A 19,754-nucleotide genomic window follows, 5' to 3' on the forward strand; every position below is an offset into this window, starting at 1 on the left:
GGCCGGCACGACATCACGGACCAGACGATCCCAAACGGCGTGCGTCGGCAGTAACCCGTACTCACGGCCGAGGGACACCGGACCGCGTCGTCCGGCGTCCCTCGGGCCACGGGGGATGGCCCTTCAGCTCAGCCGATGGCGATGCGTATCGCCCAGTAGCCCGACTTCCCGATGATTTCGGTACCGGTCCCCGACAGTGCGGTTCTGCTGCCGGGATGGAAGCGTACGGAGCCGTCGGTCTGCACGGCCCAGATGTCGGGGATGGAGTCACCGTTCGCGTCGGGCGTGCCCATCAGCAGTGGGATGCTGCTCGTGGACCAGCCCGAGGCGCCGTACTCGGTGTCTGTGCCGCCCGCAGCATTGGCGGCGGAGCCGAGGGAGCTCAGGTCCGTTCCGCCTGCGCTCGCGGCGGTGCCCTTGCGCAGCAGCAGCCGGGCCGATGCGTCCGTGCGGTAGACGAGGTCGGCGAGGCCGTCACCGCTCACGTCCATGACTGTCACCAGGTCGCGGTTGGCCCAGGAGGAGGCGGACAGTTGGATCGCTTGGTCGACCGTGGCGCCGTGGTAGCCGGTGAACGCCCACAGCTGGTCGCCCGCTGTGGCGAGGAAATCGGTGCGACCGTCGCCTGTGATGTCGCCCGCAGCCACGATCTGCGTCAGGGAGGCAGGACTGGGAGCACCGGTGGGCAGCAGGATCTCCTGACGGCGGTCGGTGTTGACCGCCCCATAGCCGTCCCCGGGATACACCCAGAGTTTGCCCTCGACGCGGACAACGAGGTCCTGGAGGCCGTCACCGCCGTAGATGTCGCCGTTGTGGGTGATCAGCGCGCCCTTGAAATGGCCACCCGGGACCGCGACGTAAGGAGGAAGGTCGTCTCCGTTGGGGTCCTTGTCGCGGTTGACCTGGTAGGCACCCGCCATCGAGTAGTCCAGGTCCCCGGTGCCCTTGGTGAGGTCGGTGGTGGCCTGCGAGGGATAGAGGACGAGGTTGCCGGCGTCGGTGACCACCATCATGTCGGGGAGCTGGTCGCCGGTGAAGTCGCCGGCCTTGTCCGCCTGGTCGCGTGGAGTGACGTAGAAGAAGTACTTGGTCGGCTCGGAGACGTTGCCGGCGCTGTCGACGGCACGGACGTAGATCACGTTGGGTCCGGCGGCCGGTGGCTTGGCGCCGCTGATGACACCGCTGACGCTGGTGGCTGTGCCGTTGGTGCGGTTAAGACTGCCGGTGTAGTTGGCCGAGTTGAAGCCGTACTCGTAGCGAACGACGTCGGTGTTCACGGCGCGCACGGTGAAGGAGCCGGCGGTGCCGAACTTCTTCGTGGACCAGGTGGCGTCCTCGGGTCCACTGCCGAAGCCGTTCTCGCTGCCGTCCGCGTTGGGGAAGTCGGTGGAGGTGACCTTGGGCGGGCGGGGTGCGGTGGTGTCGAGGACGAACCGGCAGGGCGTCTTCGGGTACCAGCCGGAGGTCGTGCCGGCGTCGTCGACCGCTCGTACCCGCCAGGAGTACGTGGCCCCGCCTTTTAGGGTGCTGGTGGAGAACCTGCTGGTGGTTGCGAGCGCTGTGTCGGTGTCCCCGCCCGCAGAGACCTTTCCGGTCGACTTCAGGAGGTCCCCGGTGGCATCCCAGTGCTCCGTCTGCCACAGGTCGAAGTCGAAGTAGTCGAGGTTCTTGTCCTTGTCGGTGGCCTTGGCGGTGAAGGTAAGGTCACCGGAGCCCATGCGGACGTACGGCTTGGTGGTAGTGCACTTTCCGTCCGGGCCGAGGTCGAGGGAGTTGGAGACGATCGTCGGCTTGCGGTTGTAGACGAGTTCGAGCACAGGTGCGTTGTCACCGTTGGCCTGGAACTTCTTCCACGCGTACTGCGCGTCCTCGTCACGGGCACGCATGCCGAAAGTGATCGTGTCCTCGCACTTGTCGGCGGCTTTCTGAGCGCCCTTCTTCACGTCGAAGGTCTCGTAGGCGTCGCGACAGCCGGATTTGTAGCCGTGGGCGAAGCTCTTGGTGGCCAGTTTGTTGCCGTCGTGCAGCTTGGGCGCGTTTTTCCAGTTGGTGTGTGCGTTGATGCGGCTGGTGAGATGGACGCTCATCGAGCGGGCTTGGCAGGACCAGGAGTACGTCTCCAGCACCCGCAGCTTGGCGCTGGTGATCTTGGTTCCCTTGAGGTCCTTGTCGAAGGAGATGTTGAAGAACGACCGTGAGGTGCCCCAGGTGTCGGATTCGAAGCCGACGCGGGCCTCGTGGGTGCCGCCCTTGTTGAAGCCCTTGCCGTTGTAGAACGTGGCGTTGGGGTGCCGGTTGTAGGCAGTGGTCCAGTTCTGGACGTGCTTTTTGACCGAGGGGTCGATGAAGACCGGGTAAGTGGTGGCCGGATCGTTCAGGAAGTCCTGGTCGGGAGTGAGCAGCCACTTCCCGGTGGCCAGGTCGGTCTCGACGAGTTCACCGCGGGAGTCGGGAGAGGGGCCGTCGAGTGAGGGCAGGCTCAGTGTCGCGGCGGAGCCGCTTTGCGCGGGTGCCGGCGTCGGTTCGGCGGGTGCGGACGGCAGCGGCGATTCGGCCACGGTCGGCTCGGGGCCGTCGGTTGCCGACGGCAGTATCTCGAGGTCGGTGTCGCTCTGTTCGTCGGACTCGGCGGTGTCTTCGGTGGCAGTGGTGCTGTCACTCGGTGCGGGGGCACTGGTGTCCGGTGAGCTGGGAGCCTCGGGTGCGGTCGGCTGAGCCGTGGCGCCCACGGCGCCGTCGGTGACGGCCGGCTGCCCGCTGTTGTCCCACATGAGGGGGGTGGTGGACACCGCGACCTCCTGGTCGTCGGCGTTCGTCGCGCTCACGATCCCGGACAGGGGGTCGAGGTGGAAGGTGAGGCGGGCGGAGTGGAGTCCGTAGGCGAGCTGCCGGACGTGTGGGTCGGCGGCCGCCTGACGGTTTTTCAGGACGATGAGCTGTCCGAAGCCGTCGTCGTCGGCGGTGAGCACGAGGTCGCCGCCTGGAAAGATCTCCGGATACAGCGCGCGGTTTCCGTCGATGATCGGGGCCGGGACAGGGCCGGGCCAGGTCAGCTGTATCTCGTACTGTGCGGAGTCGCCGACGTACAGCGTGACGAGTGGCGTCTCGCTCTCGTCCATAACGGCTTGCTTCAGCAGGGAGATGCGGTGCGTGGTAGTGCGCGAGGCCCGGTGGGTGTCGCGTTCGCCGGACCCGGCCGAGAAGACCATCCGGGTGTTGGTGGCGTTCGGCTCCCAACCGGCCTTGGTCTGATGGAGGTTCGGATCGATTTTCTTCCACTCGCCATCCACCTTGGCGCGGACGGGCGAGGTGTAGAGCCGTTTCACCATACGGCCGTCGGGGCGGGCCCACGTGCTGGATCGCGGGGCGCGCGCTGCTGTCACCTCGACGTTCTGCCCCGTCCGTGCTGCCTGCGTGAGCGCGGCGGCTTCGGTGACGGTCTCGGTGGGCCGTTCTTGGCCGCTGCCGTCCTGGGCGATGTCGCCGTCCAGCCGGAACCCGGCGTAGACGATGCCAGTGGTGGCGACCGTGGCAGCGAGCAGCACCGCGCCGGCTCGACGTCCGGGCATGCGGCGCCAGTTGCGCGTCATCGGACGTGTTCCCCTTCCCCGTTGTTCCCCCTCGGCACCGGTGCAGAACAGGGCGCAGCCGGGCCAGCCGATGATGACCTATGGGGGAACTGTCGTCACCCTGTGCAGATGTTGCCCCTCGGACGTGCCGCAGAGGCCGGGGCGCGGTGTGACGGGAGCCAAGCGAACCGTCAGGGGAACAAATAGGTCGAACAATCGCATTCGATTGACGGTGAGGACGGATTTGTCGCGGGGGTGTGCCCGTCAGCGCATTCGATCACTTTCGTAGCGTAGCGGTCTGTTACGTATCGTGATGATCATCACATCGGCCCGCGCCCTCTGGTGATCCTTCACAAGTCGATCACAGAATTTACGCTGTCTGACAAGTCGTCATGCGTGGTCTCACCGGCCCCGCTCCAAGTGGTCCGGGGGACCCCGTCGTGTTCGATCGACTTTCGCATGCCCGCAGACGCCGCGTAGCCCGCACCGCCGTGCCGGTCACAGCCGCCGCGCTGTTGCTCGGACTGCTGCCCGCACAGGCACTGGCTGTGCCCCCGGATCCTGCCAAGGAGGAGATCGGCCGCGAGTCACTGACGTTGGCGGAACTCGACCAGCAGGCACCGGTTCCGGGCACGGACTTCAGCCGGCATCTGGAGACGCTGCGGGCCGAACTCCCTGAGGACCTGCTCACAGCACCCGCCAGTACGACGACCCCTCCGGTCGGCACAGCCCCGGTCACCTTCGGCTCGACCGCGGTGACGGCGTCGGCCCAAACGGTCATTGCGGACGGGGAACAGACGGCGCTGAGCCCGGCCGGCAATCTGCCCGTCAGCCTCGGCCAGGCCGCCGATCAGCCGACGCCCACGGGCACCTGGCAGGTCACCATCGCCGAGCGCACCTCAGCCATCGGGCAGGGCGTCGACGGCGCCGTCATGGTCGTGGAGGCCCCCGCGGCCGGAGCGGTGCCGGTCCAGGTCAAGCTGGACTACTCCAGGTTCGAGAGCCTCTACGGCGCCGACTGGGCCTCCCGCCTGCGCTTCGTACAGTTCCCCGACTGCTATCTGACGACGCCGGACGACGAGGCCTGTCAGACATACGAGGAACTGGAGACGTCAAACGACACCGCGTCGACGTCTCTGACCGCAACGGTCGACCCGGCAGCCGACGGCGCGGTCACACCTGCCTCGGCGGACTCCACGTCCTCGGAGAACGCCGGTGTGGTCCAGGCGTCCTACCGTGAGTCCGCCTCTGCGGTCCCCGTCGCGACCACGGGCGGCAGTACAGCGGTGGTCGGCGCCGTCGACTCCGGCAGTGGCAGCGGCGGCACCTTCAAAGCGACGCCCCTCGCCTCGGACGGCAAATGGGAGGCGGGGGGTTCGTCGGGTGCCTTCGTCTGGTCCTACCCTCTGGCCGTACCCAGCCCGCCCGCAGGGCCGGCGCCCGAGATCTCCTTCAACTACAACTCGCAGAGCGTCGACGGTCGTACGGCGGTGTCCTCACCGCAGGCGTCCTGGATCGGTGAGGGCTGGTCATACGATCCCGGCCACATCGAACGCCGCTACCGCTCCTGCCAGGACGACCGCAAGACCCTCAAGGCAGGGACACCCAACAACACGGCCAAGAAGGACAAGACGCCCGACATGTGCTGGGCGTCCCACAACGCGGTGATGTCGCTCGGCGGCAGGACCACCGAACTGGTCCGCGACGCATCCTCCGGCAGTGACCCGGAGCGGGATACCGAGATCTACCGTCCCCAGCAGGACGACGGCACCCGGGTCGAACACCGCGTCGGCGGAACCAACGACGACAACAACGGCGAGTACTGGGTCGTCACCACCACGGACGGCACCCAGTACTACTACGGCCAGAACAACGTGGGCGGCGGCCACGCCGCCACCAACTCCGTCTCCACCGCCCCCGTCTTCGGCAACCACCCGGGCGAGCCGTGCCACGCGACCGCGTTCGCCGACTCGCGCTGCGGCACGGGCAAGCAGCAGGCATGGCGCTGGGGCCTGGACAAGATCGTCGACATTCACGGCAACACGATGATCGTCAACTGGGCGCAGGAGACGAACTACTACGCCGTCCGCAAGAAGTTCAAGTCACCGGAGCAGTACGACCGATACGCCTACCCGTCGTCCATCGAGTACGGCATGCGCCCGGACAGCCTGACCAAGGCGTCGGCGACCGTGGACTTCGGCGTCAAGCAGCGCTGCCTGAAGTCGGAGACGGCGTGCGCTGCGGCCAACTTCGCCAAGACCGACGACCCCGGCGCCTACCGGCCCTGGTGGGACACCCCCGGCAACCTGAACTGCAAGTCCACCTCCAAGCTCTGCCCGCCCTTCCCGTCGTTCTGGACGCAGCTGCGCCTGGACACGGTGACCACCAAGGCGGCCCGTGCGGGGCAGACGGGCCTCGGCCCGGTCGACAAGTACACGCTGCGCCAGTCGTTCCCGGAGGACTGGTACGACACCGCCCCCGGTCTGTGGCTCAACTCGATCACCCGCACCGGATACGCCCCCGGCGACACGACCGGCACGCTCCAGTCCAAGGACGGAATCAGCTTCGGGCCGTACACGGTCGGCTCCGGATCTCCCAAGGCCTTGCGCGACCGAGGGCTGCTGGACCGCCAATTGCCCAACCTGGTGCTGACCGGCAAGAGTGACCAGCGCCCCGGATTCACCCGTCCCCGCATCGGGGTGGTCTCCACGGAACACGGCGGAGACATCGAGGTGGAGTACACCGGCGGTTGCAGCTCCGCACCCGCAGAGGACAAGGGCGAGAGCAACGGCACCTGCTACCCGGTGCGCTGGTCACCGGACGGCGACGAGAAGACTCCCGCGAAGGCATGGTTCAACAAGTACGTCGTCGCCTCCGTCACGGAGACCGACAAGGTCACCTCGCACAGCGCACCGGTCGTCACGACGTATGCGTACTCAGGGCCGGCCTGGGCGAAGAGTGACGACGAGTTCACCCGCCCCGCCGTGCGCACCTACAGCGACTGGCGCGGCTACCGACAGGTCAAGGTCAAAAAAGGCAACAAGTCCAGCTCCGAAGTGGGGATCCCGCAGAGCCAGTCGCAGACGGTGACGCGTTACTTCCTGGGCACAGGAGACGAGGTCAAGGACTCCACGGGCACCTACACGCTGCTGTCGGACGACGCACCGCAGTACGCAGGCATGACCGCCGAGACCATCAGCTACGTCGACTCCGACGGCAAGATACTCAAACGCACCCTGCATTATCCCTGGTCGAAGCAGACCGCCTCCCGGGCCCGGGAGAACGAGGACGCGACGGCCGCCGACCCGATGCTCGCCCATCGCACGGGTACCAAGCGATCGGACGAGATACAGCACATCGGCACGAGCTGGCGAGCGGTCCGCACTCTCACCACGTCGGACGACACCTACGGTCTGCCCATCCAGGTCGAGACCGCGGTCGTCAAGCCGAACGGCACCTCCGAGGCACTGTCCGACCAGACGTGCACCAAGACGTCCTTCCTGAGCAACACCACGGCATGGCTGATCGGCCTGCCCAAAGAGCAGCGCACCACGGCCACGTCCTGCGCCGGCTACGACGCGGCCGATCCGGCGACCAAGATAAAGAAGTCCACCCAGTACACCTACGACACCCTGTCGTTCGGCGCGACACCGACGCAGGGCCAGGTCACGTCCATGGCCGAGATCGACGGGACGGGCGCTGCGCACTCCGTCGTCACCGCCACGACATACGACGCCCTGGGCCGTGTTCGCACGGTCACCAAACCGGGCGCGGGCCTGAGCGAGACGCAGTACACGCCCAGCGCCGGTGGTCCGGTCACCGCGACCAAGGTCATCAATGCCAAGGGCCACAGCACGACCACGACCTACGATCCGGGTCGCACTCTCCCTCTCACCGTCACCGATGCCAACAGCCGTGTGACCCGCACCGAATACGACGCGTTCGGCCGCGTGGTGAAGGGATGGTCCCCGTCGCGGTCCTCCGGCGGCAAGTCACCGAACGTCGTCATCGACTACCAGCCCGCCATCGCCTCGCCGGCTGAGAACCGCCCGGCCGCCATAGTCGTCGACACCCTCAAGGACGACGGCTCCTACGGCCGCCAGGTCACCCTTTACGACGGCCTGACGCGTCAGGTCCAGACCCAGGCCGAAGCCCACGGCCCCGGCCGGATCATCGCGGACACCTTCTACAACGACCACGGCCTCGTCGGCAAGAAGACCGGCGGGTACCTCGCCAAGGGCGATCCGACCACCGAACTGTTCGCGCCCAGGTCCGTTTCCCTGATCCCCAGCTCGACCCAGTACCGCTACGACGGCCTGGAACGCGAACACCGCGCCTCCGTCTATCACGGCAGCGCCTACAAGTACGAGACGTTCCGCTTCTACGACGAAGTCAGTACGACGGTGAACCCGCCGGGCTCGACAGCCCCGCGAACCAGGACGTACGTCGACGCCCTCGGCCGCGTCACCTCCATCAAGCACTTCACCCAGGACGCCTCCAGCTCGACCGTCGGCCGCACGACGACGTACGAGTACGACGCCCGGGGCAACCGCAGCAAGGTCATCGACCCGGCGGGCAACGTCTGGTCCTACACCTATGACACCCGCGGCCGCGTCACGTCCGCCACGGACCCCGACACCGGCACCACGAACACCTGGTACGACGCCGCCGACCGTCCGAACCGCGTCAAGAACGCACGCGGACAGGAAATCTTCACCGCGTACGACATCCTCGGCCGCGTCAGGTACGTCCGGCAGGGCTCCGCGACCGCTACACCAGTCAAGGAGTACACGTACGACGAGGCACCCGGCGGCATCGGCCGGCCGCTGGAGTCCATCCGCCACACGGACACCGGCGACTACGTCAACCGCGTCACCGGCTACGACGCCGACTCCCACGTCACCGGCAGCGAGACGGTCATTCCGGCCAACGCCATGACGACCGGTCTCTCCGGCACCTATACCTACTCCTACACCTACACGCCGACGGGCAACCCGCACTCGGTGACCCTGCCGGCCAAGGGCGGCCTGGCCCAGGAAAGGGTCGTCACCCGGTACAACGGCGACGGCCTGGCAGAGTCGACCTCGGGCCTGACCTGGTACACGGCCGACGCCACCTACTCGCCCTACGGCGAGGCGCTGCGCACCGTCTCCGGGTCCCAGCCCTACCGCGTCTGGACCACGAACTTCGTCGACCCGCACACGGGCAGCCTCCAGCGCACGGTCACCGACCGCGAGGCAACCGACCTGCACCGCATCGCGGACAGCTACTACTCCTACGACGCGACAGGCACGATCACCTCCAACGCCCGCCAACTCGGTGAAGCCTCGGCCAACGTCTGGGACACCCAGTGCTTCACCTACGACGTGATGGGCGAGCTGGCACACGCCTGGACCTCGAAGATCCAACCTGCCGGCAACGGCACCGGCTGCAAGGCGGCGAACGGCGCGGCATGGGGCCCGCGCACCACGTACGCGTCCTCCTCGGGCCCGGTCGCCGACGCAGCGGACACGCAAGCGGACGTGACCTCCCCCGACTCCTCGCTCGCCTCCACACTCGCGGCGGCGGCACCCGACCCGGCCACGGTGGCCGCGGGAGCGACGGCCTACCGCCAGTCCTACACGTTCGACTTCACCGGCAACCGGGCGACGCTGACCGAGCACGACCCGGCGGACCCGACGAAGAACGTCACCTACACGTACGGGTACGGCAAGACGGTCGCGGCGAACGGCACGGTCCCGTCCTACAAGACCCAACCGCACACGATGACGTCGATCACCTCCAGCCCGTCCGGCAAGGGGAGCGCCTACACGTACGACGCGACGGGCAACACGGAGTCCCGCGACCTCTACGACACGACCCAAAGCCTGGTCTGGTCGCCGGACAACAAGCTCGAATCCATCACGGACAACGGCAAGAAGACGACCTACGTCTACGACGCCGACGGCAACCGCCTGCTAGAGAACTCGGCGTCAGGCTCCACGCTCTACCTGGGCGACACGGAACTGACGACGGACACGACGGGCACGATCACCAAGGCGTCGCGCTCCTACGGCCAGGCCGGCGCACCGACGGTGGTTCGCACCACGAGCAACGGCGCGACATCGGGCCACAAGCTCAGCGTGCTGCTCACTGACCACCTGGGCACGGCGAACACGTCCGTGGAACTGTCGAGCGGCCAGCCTGCTACCCGTCGCGAATCCAAGCCCTACGGAGAGATCAGGGGCACCAAACCGGCGAACTGGCCCAACAAGCGTGGCTACCTGGGCGTCGGTATCGACGACACAGCAACGGGCCTGACCCATATCGGCGCCCGTGAATACGACCAGTCCTCAGGCCGCTTCCTCTCGGCCGATCCGGTCATCGACATCGCGGACCCGCTGCAGATGAACGGGTACGCCTACGCCAACAACAGCCCGGTCTCCCACTCCGACCCCACGGGCCTGTACATCGATGACGGTACCGGCCACAGCGAACCGCACCCCGGCAGCTCCGGAGGCGGGAGCACGAAGACCGGCGTACCGAGAGGCGGAACCGGTACTGGTGGCTGCTACTACTCCTGTGCCTCGGTACCAGGCTCCACCGAGTGGGTCGCCAGCCAGACGCCGACCACGAACGATGAAGATACTCTTAGGTCTCAATTCTCGGAAGGCAGCCCGAACGGTAGAAATCCGGACGCCACCTATTGGAACGTTCCCGTCTACGAGAACAGCGGCCCGGCTAACGCATGCTTTGGCCGACTCGCCTGCGCCAAGGCCCTGAACTACCTGAATAAAACCGGCGACATGGCAGGGGCCAAGCGGATAGCAGCCAACTACTGCATCGAGAACGTCAGCGACTGCGAACAAGACGCCAAGGCTTACGAGCGAGGAAAGCTGATCGAGGGCTTCGTCGCCGCTCTCGCCACCTGGGGCAGGGCGCCCAGGTCACCGAAGGGAGTTTCCTGCAGCCGGTGCTTCCTGGCTGGCACGGACGTTCTCATGGCGGACGGCAGGACAAAGGACATCGAGGATGTCCGCATTGGTGACACGGTCCAGGCCACCGACCCGGAAACCGGCGAGACCGGCCCCCGCAAGGTAACCCGGCTCATCCGGACAGAAGGAGACAAGTACTTCAACGAGTTGTCCATCGCCACCGAGGACGGCATCGAGCAGCTCACAGCAACTCACGAGCACCCCTTCTGGTCCCCCTCTGAACGCGACTGGATCACGGCCGGCGACCTGAAGCCGGGCGCGACTCTGCTCACCGACGACGGCGACACGGTAATCGTCACTGACAATCGCCCGTTCGCCAAGCACGCCCGGACGTACAACCTCACGGTTGACGACCTCCACACGTACTATGTGCTGGCGGGGCAGACGCCGGTACTCGTTCACAACAGCAACTGCCCCAACGGAAAGCTGTCGGATCCGCTCCCGCAGGGGATGTCGAGACATGTCGTCAATGCGTATGACGACATCAGGGCCGGGAACGGCGTTCCGCAGACGGACCCCGCGACGGGGTTGCAGAAGGTATTCCAAGGCAAGGCGACTCACGAGAAGCGCTGGGCGGGCGCCCTGGAGTATCGAGTTCCCGGCGCCAAGGGTGACAGTGCTCGAATTCTCGCGAAGACCCTACCCGATGGTCGGATGGTGATGGGGTGGACGAATGACCACTACAAGACGATCAAGCAATTCAGTGCGCCTCACTTCCCCGACTCTGGGTGGTAGTTGACCAGAAGTGAATGAAATGGAGGGTCCGGAGGGGTCGCTACCAAGACTTCTCCGGGCTCTCCGCTAGAGTTCGCCTGGTCGACAGTGGGAAGGTTTGAGATGAATGAAAACGGTTCGGCTATTCCGCTCTATCACCTAGTTGAAGAAGATTCCGGAAACGTCATCATCACGGCGCATGAAATCAACGGGTTCTTTGTGGAGTCAGATAGTGCGGAGTCAGAGGAGATCTTGATCTTCGGTTCAGCGCGAGGATCAGTCCGTCTCGGCAAGGACTTGTCTGACGTGGAGCTGCGCGTGGTCAACTTGGCTGGCGAGGCGATTGGGTCGTATTACATCGGGCGTGTGGGGCTGCGCTCTATGTTTGAGGGTGAGGGATCTGCCGGGCGGGGTGGCTTTATTGCAACCTTCTACGGTTATGCCTGCCCGTATGCCGCAGCAGGAGCGATTTGGCGTCAATGGGCTTCGGGAAGTCCCCTCGTAAGAGGGGGCTGGATGGAGTATCCCGCGGAATCGCACGATAGCTGGCTCCATGTTGTCCAGAACTCCTGGTTTGAAACCGGGCGTGCGGCCAAGAGGTACGGCGCCGGAGAGATCTGCGTAATCGATGGCAGGCGGATCCTCGACGAGAGTAGCTTCTATTGCGAACTTGGTGAATCGGTTAATGGCCCGGGTGGATACTTTGGATCCACTCTTGACGGAATTGCCGATTGTCTTACGTTCTCTCGAAATGCCAGAGCCCCATTCGAGTTGGTGTGGGAGCACTCGTCCGGCGCACGAGAAAGGATGGGTACCTCGCTGGCGGCGTCTGCCGTGGGTGTCCTGAGAGAGTTCGGCGTAGAAGTGACGCTGCGGTAGCACTGCTCGGTTTCTGGATGTCATGAGTGCAAATCTGAAGGCCCAGCAGGCAATGCCTGGTGGGCCTTCAGCGGGTCTTGACGGCAGTAGTTGACGGCAACGTCAACGGACGAGGGCGGTGCAGGGTGGCGGTTCGTCGCCCTCGGCCCTGTTGGCCTTGGTGCTCGTCGGACCGTCGAGTGCGGTGCTGAGGATGTCGATGGCCTGGCGCTGGCGCTGGAGCCGGAGTCGGACGTGGGCGTAGACGCCGGCGGTGACGCCGATGTGGGCGTGGCCGAGGAGTTCCTTGATCACGACGAGGTCGACGCCCTGTTCCAGGAGCAGGGTCGCGGTTGAGTGGCGGAGGTCGTGGAAGCGGATGCGGCGGAGGCCGGCCTTGCGGAGGAGCGTGGTGAAGGCGCGGGTGAGGTTGGTGGGGGCGATCGGTCTGCCCTGCGCGGTGGTGAACACGTGCCCGTCGTGCTGCCATATGGCGCCCCCGGCCTCACGCTCGCGCTGCTCCTGCTTGTGGTGGTGCTTCAGTGACTGGACGCAGCGGGTGGGGAGGGCAATGCGGCGCTCGGAGGCCCGCGTCTTGGTGGGCAACGTGCTGAGCCCGCCGGTGCTGGTGCGCTGGAGGGTTCGGCGGATTGCGGCGGTGCCGGAGTCGAGGTCGAGATCTTCCCAGCGCAGGCCGAGGAGCTCGCCCTTGCGGAGTCCGGTGTTGAGGGCGAGTTCGAACAGCGCGTGCAGCCGGTGACCTCCTGTGACCCGGCTGTGAGGAGCTGGCGGGCTTCGTCGGCGGTGAGGGGTTCGAAGCGTCGGGGCCGGGGCGTGCCGGTCCGGACGTTGAGGGCGACGTTGCGCGGGATCTCCTCCTCACGGACGGCGTGCTCCAGGGCGGACTTGAGCACGGAGTGGATGTAGGTGAGCGTCAGTGGGGAGAGGAGCTTGCGGCAGCACTGGCCGACGGCGCAGCAGCGGGACTGGTCGCGCCGGGCGTCGATGCCGCGCGCGCAGCACTGGCACGTGGTACGGAGCTGGTTGAGCCAGGTGCGGACATTTTGGCGGTGAGCTTGGTGAGCTCCTTCCAGGAGGACGGTCATGTCCCGCATGACATGGAGATGGTCCGGCGCCTCGTCAAGGAGAGCGTTCTCCAGCAGCCGCATGCAGCGTCCGTGGAAAGCGGTCTGCGGACTCCTGAAGACGAGACTCCCGTCGACCGGCCCAGCCCGGGGACGAGGTAGTTGTTCACGCAGGCGTGTAGAGGGTGGGAAGTGTTCTCCCGGAAATGGTGGACGGCAACGGCACAGAGCCAGTACGTCAAGTACGTGCCGACGCTGCCCTGCGCGGAGCCTTCCCCGTCGTGTACGTCTATGAGCCGGCCCCGGCCACCCGCGACCACGGCCCCACCGGCGTCTTCCGCGACCGGATGAAGCTCGCCGTGCGGTTCGGCTTGGAGCCCGACCTGACGTCCGTCGACCGGCGCGGCCGGTGACGGGCGCCGGCGCTCAGCCGGCGGCCGGCGGCAGCGCCGAACGGCGAGGGCCCCGCCCTCCGGTACCGAACCGGATGACGGGGCCCTCGCCGTAGGTGAGGTGAAGGACCTCAGTAGCGGCGCGTGATCAGCGCTCGCTTCACTTCCTGGATCGCCTTGGTGACCTCGATGCCGCGCGGGCAGGCGTCCGTGCAGTTGAAGGTCGTGCGGCAGCGCCAGACGCCGTCGCGGTCGTTGAGGATCTCCAGGCGCTGTTCGGCCGCCTCGTCGCGCGAGTCGAAGATGAAGCGGTGGGCGTTGACGATGGCCGCCGGGCCGAAGTACTGGCCGTCGTTCCAGAAGACCGGGCACGAGGACGTGCAGGCCGCGCAGAGGATGCACTTCGTCGTGTCGTCGAAGCGCTCGCGGTCCTCGGCCGTCTGAAGACGCTCGCGCGTCGGCTCGTTCGTGTCCTTCGTGATGAGGAAGGGCATGACGTCGCGGTACGCCTGGAAGAACGGGTCCATGTCGACCACGAGGTCCTTCAGGACCGTCAGGCCCTTGATGGGCTCGACCGTGATCGGCTTCTCGGGGCTGAGGTCCTTGATCAGCGTCTTGCACGCCAGGCGGTTCTTGCCGTTGATCCGCATGGCGTCCGAGCCGCAGATGCCGTGCGCGCAGGAGCGGCGGAACGTCAGCGTGCCGTCCAGCTCCCACTTGATCTTGTGCAGGGCGTCGAGGACGCGTTCCTTCGGGTCGATCTCCACCTGGAAGTCTTCCCAGGTCGCTTCCGCCGAGACCTCGGAGTTGAAGCGGCGGACGCGGAAGGTCGCCGTGATGTACGGGGAGTCGGCGAAGCCGGGCTCGGGCGTGCCGGCCGCGTCCGCCTTGTCCAGGGTCGGGGTTGCCATCAGTACTTACGCTCCATCGGCTGGTAGCGGGTCTGGACGACCGGCTTGTAGTCGAGACGGATGGACTCGCTGCCGTCGTCGCCCACCTCGCGGTACGCCATGGTGTGGCGCATGAAGTTGACGTCGTCGCGGTTCGGGTAGTCCTCGCGGTAGTGACCGCCGCGGGACTCCTTGCGCGCCAGGGCGGACACGGCCATGACCTCGGCCAGGTCCAGGAGGTTGCCGAGCTCGACGGCCTCCAGCAGGTCCGTGTTGAACCGCTTGCCCTTGTCCTGGATCGAGACGTTCAGGTAGCGCTCGCGCAGCTCGGCGATCTTCTCCACCGCCGTCTTGATCGTCTGCTCGGTGCGGAACACCATGACGTTCGCGTCCATGGTCTCCTGCAGCTCGCGCCGCAGGACGGACACCCGCTCGGTGCCGGTGGCGTCGCGCAGCCGCTCCACCTGGTCGAGCACCAGCCGCGCCGGGTCCTCGGGCAGCTCGACGAAGTCGGCCTTCTGGGAGTACTCGGCGGCGGCGATGCCCGCGCGCTTGCCGAACACGTTGATGTCCAGGAGGGAGTTGGTGCCCAGGCGGTTGGCGCCGTGCACGGACACACACGCGACCTCGCCGGCCGCGTACAGACCCGGGACCACCGTGGTGTTGTCCGCGAGGACCTCACCCTCGACGTTCGTCGGGATGCCGCCCATCGCGTAGTGCGCGGTGGGCTGGATCGGGATCGGGTCCGTGTAGGGCTCGATGCCGAGGTAGGTACGGGCGAACTCGGTGATGTCCGGGAGCTTGGCGTCCAGCTGCTCCGGCGGGAGGTGGGTGAGGTCCAGGTAGACGTGGTCGCCCTCGGGACCGCAGCCGCGGCCTTCCCGGATCTCCGTGTAGATGGAGCGGGAGACGACGTCACGGGACGCGAGGTCCTTCATGACCGGCGCGTACTTCTCCATGAAGCGCTCGCCGTCCTTGTTGCGGAGGATGCCGCCCTCACCGCGGGCGCCCTCCGTCAGCAGGATGCCCATGCGCCAGATGCCGGTCGGGTGGAACTGGAAGAACTCCATGTCCTCCAGCGGGATGCCCCGCCGGTAGACGGCCGCCTGGCCGTCACCGGTCAGCGTGTGCGCGTTCGACGTCACCTTGAAGAACTTGCCGCAGCCGCCCGACGCGTAGATCACGGCCTTCGCCTGGAAGACGTGGATCTCGCCGGTGGCCAGCTCGTACGCCACCACACCGGCCGACCGCTTGACACCGTCGACCTCGGTGATCAGCTGGTCCAGGACGTAGAACTCGTTGAAGAACTCCACGCCCTCCTTGACGCAGTTCTGGTACAGGGTCTGGAGGATCATGTGGCCGGTGCGGTCGGCCGCGTAGCAGGAGCGGCGGACCGGCGCCTCGCCGTGGTTACGGGAGTGACCGCCGAAGCGGCGCTGGTCGATCGTGCCGTCCGGGGTGCGGTTGAACGGCAGGCCCATCTTCTCCAGGTCGAGGACCGAGTCGATGGCCTCCTTCGCCAGGATCTCGGCGGCGTCCTGGTCGACCAGGTAGTCACCGCCCTTGACCGTGTCGAAGGTGTGCCACTCCCAGTTGTCCTCCTCCACGTTGGCCAGCGCGGCGGCCATGCCGCCCTGCGCGGCGCCCGTGTGGGAGCGGGTGGGGTAGAGCTTGGTGAGCACCGCGGTGCGGCTGCGCTTCGTCGACTCGATGGCCGCGCGCATGCCCGCGCCGCCGGCGCCGACGATGACGGTGTCGTACTTGTGGATCTTCATGATTCTCGCAGCCCCGTGCCTAGCGGATGTTCGGGTCGAAGGTGAAGATCACCAGCGTGCCCAGCAGGATGGTGAACACCGTGGCGGTGTAGAGCAGGCCCTTGAGCCACAGCCGGGTGCCCGGCCGCTCCGCGTAGTCGTTGATGATCGTGCGCAGGCCGTTGGCGCCGTGCAGCATCGCGAGCCACAGCATCAGCAGGTCCCAGACCTGCCAGAACGGGGACGCCCAGCGGCCCGCCACGAAGGCGAAACCGATCTTGGAGACGCCGCCGTCCAGCACGAGCTGGATCAGCAGGTGGCCGATGACCAGGACGACCAGCACGATGCCGGACAGCCGCATGAACAGCCAGGCGGCCATCTCGAAGTTGCCCCGTGTGGACTTCGGGGACTTCTTCGTGCGCTTGCGCGGGGCCTCGATGAGAGGGGCCGGATTGTCGACGGTGTGGACCGACCCGCCTTCGACGGGGCCGATCCCGGGCGCGGTGGTTTCAGTCGTGGACATGCGCGTCAGCTCCCGAACACTTCACGGTAGGCGTGGCCGAGGACGGGGTAGATCGCCCCGATCATCAGCACGACCCAGACGCCCATCACGGTCCAGAACATCTGCTTCTGGTAGCGCGGGCCCTGCGACCAGAAGTCGACGGCGATGACGCGCAGACCGTTGAGCGCGTGGAACAGGATGGCGGCGACGAGGCCGTACTCCAGGCACGCGACGAGCGGGGTCTTGTAGGTGGCTACGACCTTGTCGTAGTCCTCGGGGGAGACACGGACGAGCGCGGTGTCCAGCACGTGAACGAACAGGAAGAAGAAGATGAGGACGCCGGTGACTCGATGAGCCACCCAGGACCACATTCCTTCCCGGCCGCGGTACAGCGTTCCAGCCGGCACGGAAGAACCCTCCACAAGCGGGGATTGGGGCCGCGCCGGCTTCTGTGTCGGACGGGCCCGGCCGGGTACGGTCCACCGGCCCCCAGCATCGTAGCGATGCGTTGCCGCCGGGCTTACGTCGGGCCTACCGGTGTGATCAAAGTGGCATGCGGATGGGTGAGCTTTGCGGCCTGTGCGGTGAGGTGTGCGCTTATCCGCCGAGTACGGCGCGGTAGGAGCCGGCCGTGCCGTTTCCCGTGCCCGGGGCGGTCGCTGCGTCCCTCGGGTCACCGAAACGGGCGAGCAGCCGTCCTCTCGCCAAGCGGCGGAGTTCCTCCGCCGTCACCACCCGTTCCTCTTCCGGATCGTTTGTCAATCGTGACCGGATGGCTGCCAGCAGGTGGTCGGGGAGTTCGGCGGGCGGGAGACCATCCAGGCAGATGGCGAACGTGTGTCCGAACTGGGTCTCGTACGCTCCGTGCGCCGCGCTCAGGGCGGTGCGGGCGGCGGCGTAGGCGTCGTCGGGCAGCACCGGCAGGGCCTCTCCCGCCAGGGCCTCCGCCAGGTCGTCCGCGGTCAGGTCGTACGCCGCCTCGTCGGACGCGGCCAGCAGGGCGTCCAGGGTCGGGTACGGGCGGTGGACCGCGATCCGGTGGGCCCAGTGGAGGCTGCGGAGGCAGGTGAGGAGCGGGGGCATCACCGCGTCGGCCGGAGCGGTGTTGAAGTGCTCCAGTGGGGAAGGCGTGCCAGGCGTGTCCCGGGTCTGCTCGGGCAGCGACGGTATGGCGACTCGGCCAGGGAGGTCTGTGGGCGTCACGTGGGTTTCGGGAGGGGAAGCGTGAGGGATGTTGCGCCAGGCTATCGAGCGCGGACATGACGTGTCCGACGGATGCCCGGATTTCAGCCGAACGGGAGAGTTTCGGAACGTGTGGTGGACAGATGCACGTCCCCCGAGGGCCTAGGTTGGCGCCGTGAGCCAGCACAGGCGCCGGACGACGGCGAAGAGCGCGTTGAACCAGACCTGGGTGCTGATCGTCGCGATGGTTGTCGTGATGGTCGCCGCCGGAGTGGGGCTCGGCCTGTGGGCCACCGGCGGTGACGGTGACGGCGAGCCCGTGGGATCGGCGCAGGGCCGGCCGTCCGCGGCCCTGCCCACCAGCTCCCCGGCCACCCCGAGCCCGACGCCCACCCGCTCGTACCCGCTGTCCACGGCCCCGCGCACCATTCCCGCCGTCCGCGCGCACACCCCGGCGCGCGGGCCCGGCTGGCAGCCGGCGAAGGGGCTGCGGGTCGTCGTGGGCGACGAGGGCCTGGCCGACGAGGGGCGGCTGATCGCCGGTGAACTGGGGCTGACCTACGCGGGCGAGAAGGACGACGTGCGCGTCGGAGACGTCCGGCTGGCGCTGAACGACGACGAGGGCGCGGACCCGGAGTCGTACACCATGACCGTGCGCGGTGGGCGGGTGAACATCAGCGGGCCCGGCGAGGCCGGGGTGTTCCACGGGACCCGCACCCTCAAGCAGGAGGTGCACGACGGCGGTACGGCGCCGGAGGGTGTCGTACGGGACGAGCCGGCCAAGCCGGTGCGCGGCTTCATGCTCGACATCGCGCGCAAGCACTTCACGGCCGACTGGATCGAGGACCGCGTCCGGGAGCTGGGCGACCTGAAGTTCAACCAGCTGGGGTTGCACTTCTCCGACGACCAGGGGTTCCGGATCGAGTCCGACTCCCACCCGGAGATCGTGTCCGAGGAGCACCTGACCAAGGCGCAGGTCAAGAAGATCGTCGACCTCGCGGCCAGTCGGCACATCACGGTCGTGCCCGAGATCGACTCGCCCGGACACCTGGGCGCGGTGATCGCCGCGCACCCCGATCTCCAGTTGCGTGACGCGCGCGGTGCGGCGACGCGGGGAGCGGTCGACATCTCCGACCCGAAGGCCGGTGAGATCGTCGACGACCTGCTGAACGAGTACGCCGGCCTCTTCCCCGGGGGCCAGTGGCACCTCGGCGGCGACGAGTACCAGGCGCTGGTGGTGTCCGACCCCGAGGCGTCCTACCCGCAGCTCGCCACCGCCGCCAGAAAGGCCTACGGCTCCGGCGCGACCGTCGAGGACCTCACCACCGGCTGGCTCAACGACCGCGCCGACACCGTGCGCGCCCACGACAAGGCCCCCCGCGCCTGGAACGACGGCTTCTTCCGGGGTACGTCCGTGCAGGCGGACAAGGACATCCAGGTCGCCTACTGGACCGGCAAGGAGATCGGCGCACGGCAGCCCGTGGAGTACCTGAGCACGGGACGCAAGCTCGTCAACTACAACGACGAGTACCTGTACTACGTCCTCGGCGAGCCGCTGACCTTCGTCTATCCGACCGGGCAGCGCATCTACGAGCAGTGGACCCCGCTCGTCGTGCGGGGCACGCAGCCGGTGTCCGCCAAGTACGACGGCCAGATCCTCGGCGGGTCCTTCGCGGTCTGGTGCGACCTGGCGAACCGCCAGACCCAGGCGCAGGTCGCGGCCGGGATCCGGATGCCGCTGCGGGCGACCGTGCAGAAGCTGTGGGACCCGGACGAGCCGGAGCTGTCCTGGACCGAGTTCAAGGAGCTCGCCGACCGGCTGGGCTGAACCGGG

Annotated in this window: 10 protein-coding genes and 1 pseudogene; 4 read left to right on the plus strand and 7 right to left on the minus strand. The window is 67.2% G+C overall.

Annotated features, from left to right (window positions below; translation table 11 throughout):
• Positions 1-128 precede the first annotated feature (128 nt).
• Positions 129-3,590 (minus strand): DNRLRE domain-containing protein, encoded by a 3,462-nt coding sequence (locus tag QQS16_RS25630; RefSeq protein ID WP_286064206.1) that lies wholly within the window; start codon positions 3,588-3,590, stop codon positions 129-131.
• Positions 3,591-4,060: 470 nt separating this feature from the next.
• Here QQS16_RS25630 and QQS16_RS25635 point away from each other — a divergent pair, with 470 nt between their 5' ends.
• Both QQS16_RS25635 and QQS16_RS25640 read left to right on the plus strand, forming a co-directional pair.
• Entirely contained in the window at positions 4,061-11,278 is a 7,218-nt protein-coding gene (locus tag QQS16_RS25635; RefSeq protein ID WP_286064207.1) for a polymorphic toxin-type HINT domain-containing protein, read from the plus strand.
• Between the two features lie 102 nt (positions 11,279-11,380).
• On the plus strand, positions 11,381-12,136 hold the full coding sequence (locus tag QQS16_RS25640; protein WP_286064208.1) for a barstar family protein: 756 nt from the start codon (positions 11,381-11,383) through the stop codon (positions 12,134-12,136).
• A gap of 102 nt (positions 12,137-12,238) precedes the next feature.
• On the opposite strand, the pseudogene QQS16_RS25645 reads toward QQS16_RS25640, so the two are convergent.
• Positions 12,239-13,469, minus strand: a pseudogene (locus tag QQS16_RS25645) (tyrosine-type recombinase/integrase); the annotation flags it as partial.
• A gap of 12 nt (positions 13,470-13,481) precedes the next feature.
• Here QQS16_RS25645 and QQS16_RS25650 point away from each other — a divergent pair.
• Positions 13,482-13,613, plus strand: a complete 132-nt coding sequence (locus tag QQS16_RS25650; RefSeq protein ID WP_286064209.1) for a hypothetical protein — start codon at positions 13,482-13,484, stop codon at positions 13,611-13,613.
• Between the two features lie 110 nt (positions 13,614-13,723).
• Here the strand turns inward: QQS16_RS25650 and QQS16_RS25655 are convergent, their stop codons facing one another.
• The 5 genes from QQS16_RS25655 to QQS16_RS25675 all read right to left on the minus strand — a co-directional run bounded on the left by QQS16_RS25655 (position 13,724) and on the right by QQS16_RS25675 (position 17,941).
• Positions 13,724-14,503, minus strand: a complete 780-nt coding sequence (locus QQS16_RS25655) for a succinate dehydrogenase iron-sulfur subunit (RefSeq protein ID WP_286064210.1) — start codon at positions 14,501-14,503, stop codon at positions 13,724-13,726.
• On the minus strand, positions 14,503-16,257 hold the full coding sequence (gene sdhA / locus QQS16_RS25660; RefSeq protein WP_286064211.1) for a succinate dehydrogenase flavoprotein subunit: 1,755 nt from the start codon (positions 16,255-16,257) through the stop codon (positions 14,503-14,505). Before sdhA ends, QQS16_RS25655 begins: the two co-directional genes overlap by 1 nt.
• 19 nt (positions 16,258-16,276) lie before the next feature.
• Complete coding sequence (locus QQS16_RS25665) at positions 16,277-16,759, minus strand: succinate dehydrogenase hydrophobic membrane anchor subunit (RefSeq protein ID WP_286064212.1); 483 nt, start codon at positions 16,757-16,759, stop codon at positions 16,277-16,279.
• Positions 16,760-16,764: 5 nt separating this feature from the next.
• Positions 16,765-17,145 carry a succinate dehydrogenase, cytochrome b556 subunit gene (gene sdhC, locus QQS16_RS25670; protein ID WP_286064213.1) on the minus strand — a complete coding sequence of 127 codons (381 nt, stop codon included), beginning with the start codon at positions 17,143-17,145 and terminating at the stop codon, positions 16,765-16,767.
• Positions 17,146-17,335: 190 nt separating this feature from the next.
• A complete protein-coding gene (locus QQS16_RS25675; protein ID WP_286064214.1) occupies positions 17,336-17,941 on the minus strand; it encodes a 2-oxo-4-hydroxy-4-carboxy-5-ureidoimidazoline decarboxylase in 606 nt (201 codons plus the stop codon).
• Positions 17,942-18,095: 154 nt separating this feature from the next.
• On the opposite strand from QQS16_RS25675, the gene QQS16_RS25680 reads away from it, so the two are divergent.
• Positions 18,096-19,748: a beta-N-acetylhexosaminidase gene (locus QQS16_RS25680; protein ID WP_502963841.1), complete on the plus strand. Its 1,653-nt coding sequence runs from the start codon at positions 18,096-18,098 to the stop codon at positions 19,746-19,748.
• Positions 19,749-19,754 lie beyond the last annotated feature (6 nt).

The organism is Streptomyces sp. ALI-76-A (genome assembly GCF_030287445.1).
Taxonomy (GTDB): domain Bacteria; phylum Actinomycetota; class Actinomycetes; order Streptomycetales; family Streptomycetaceae; genus Streptomyces.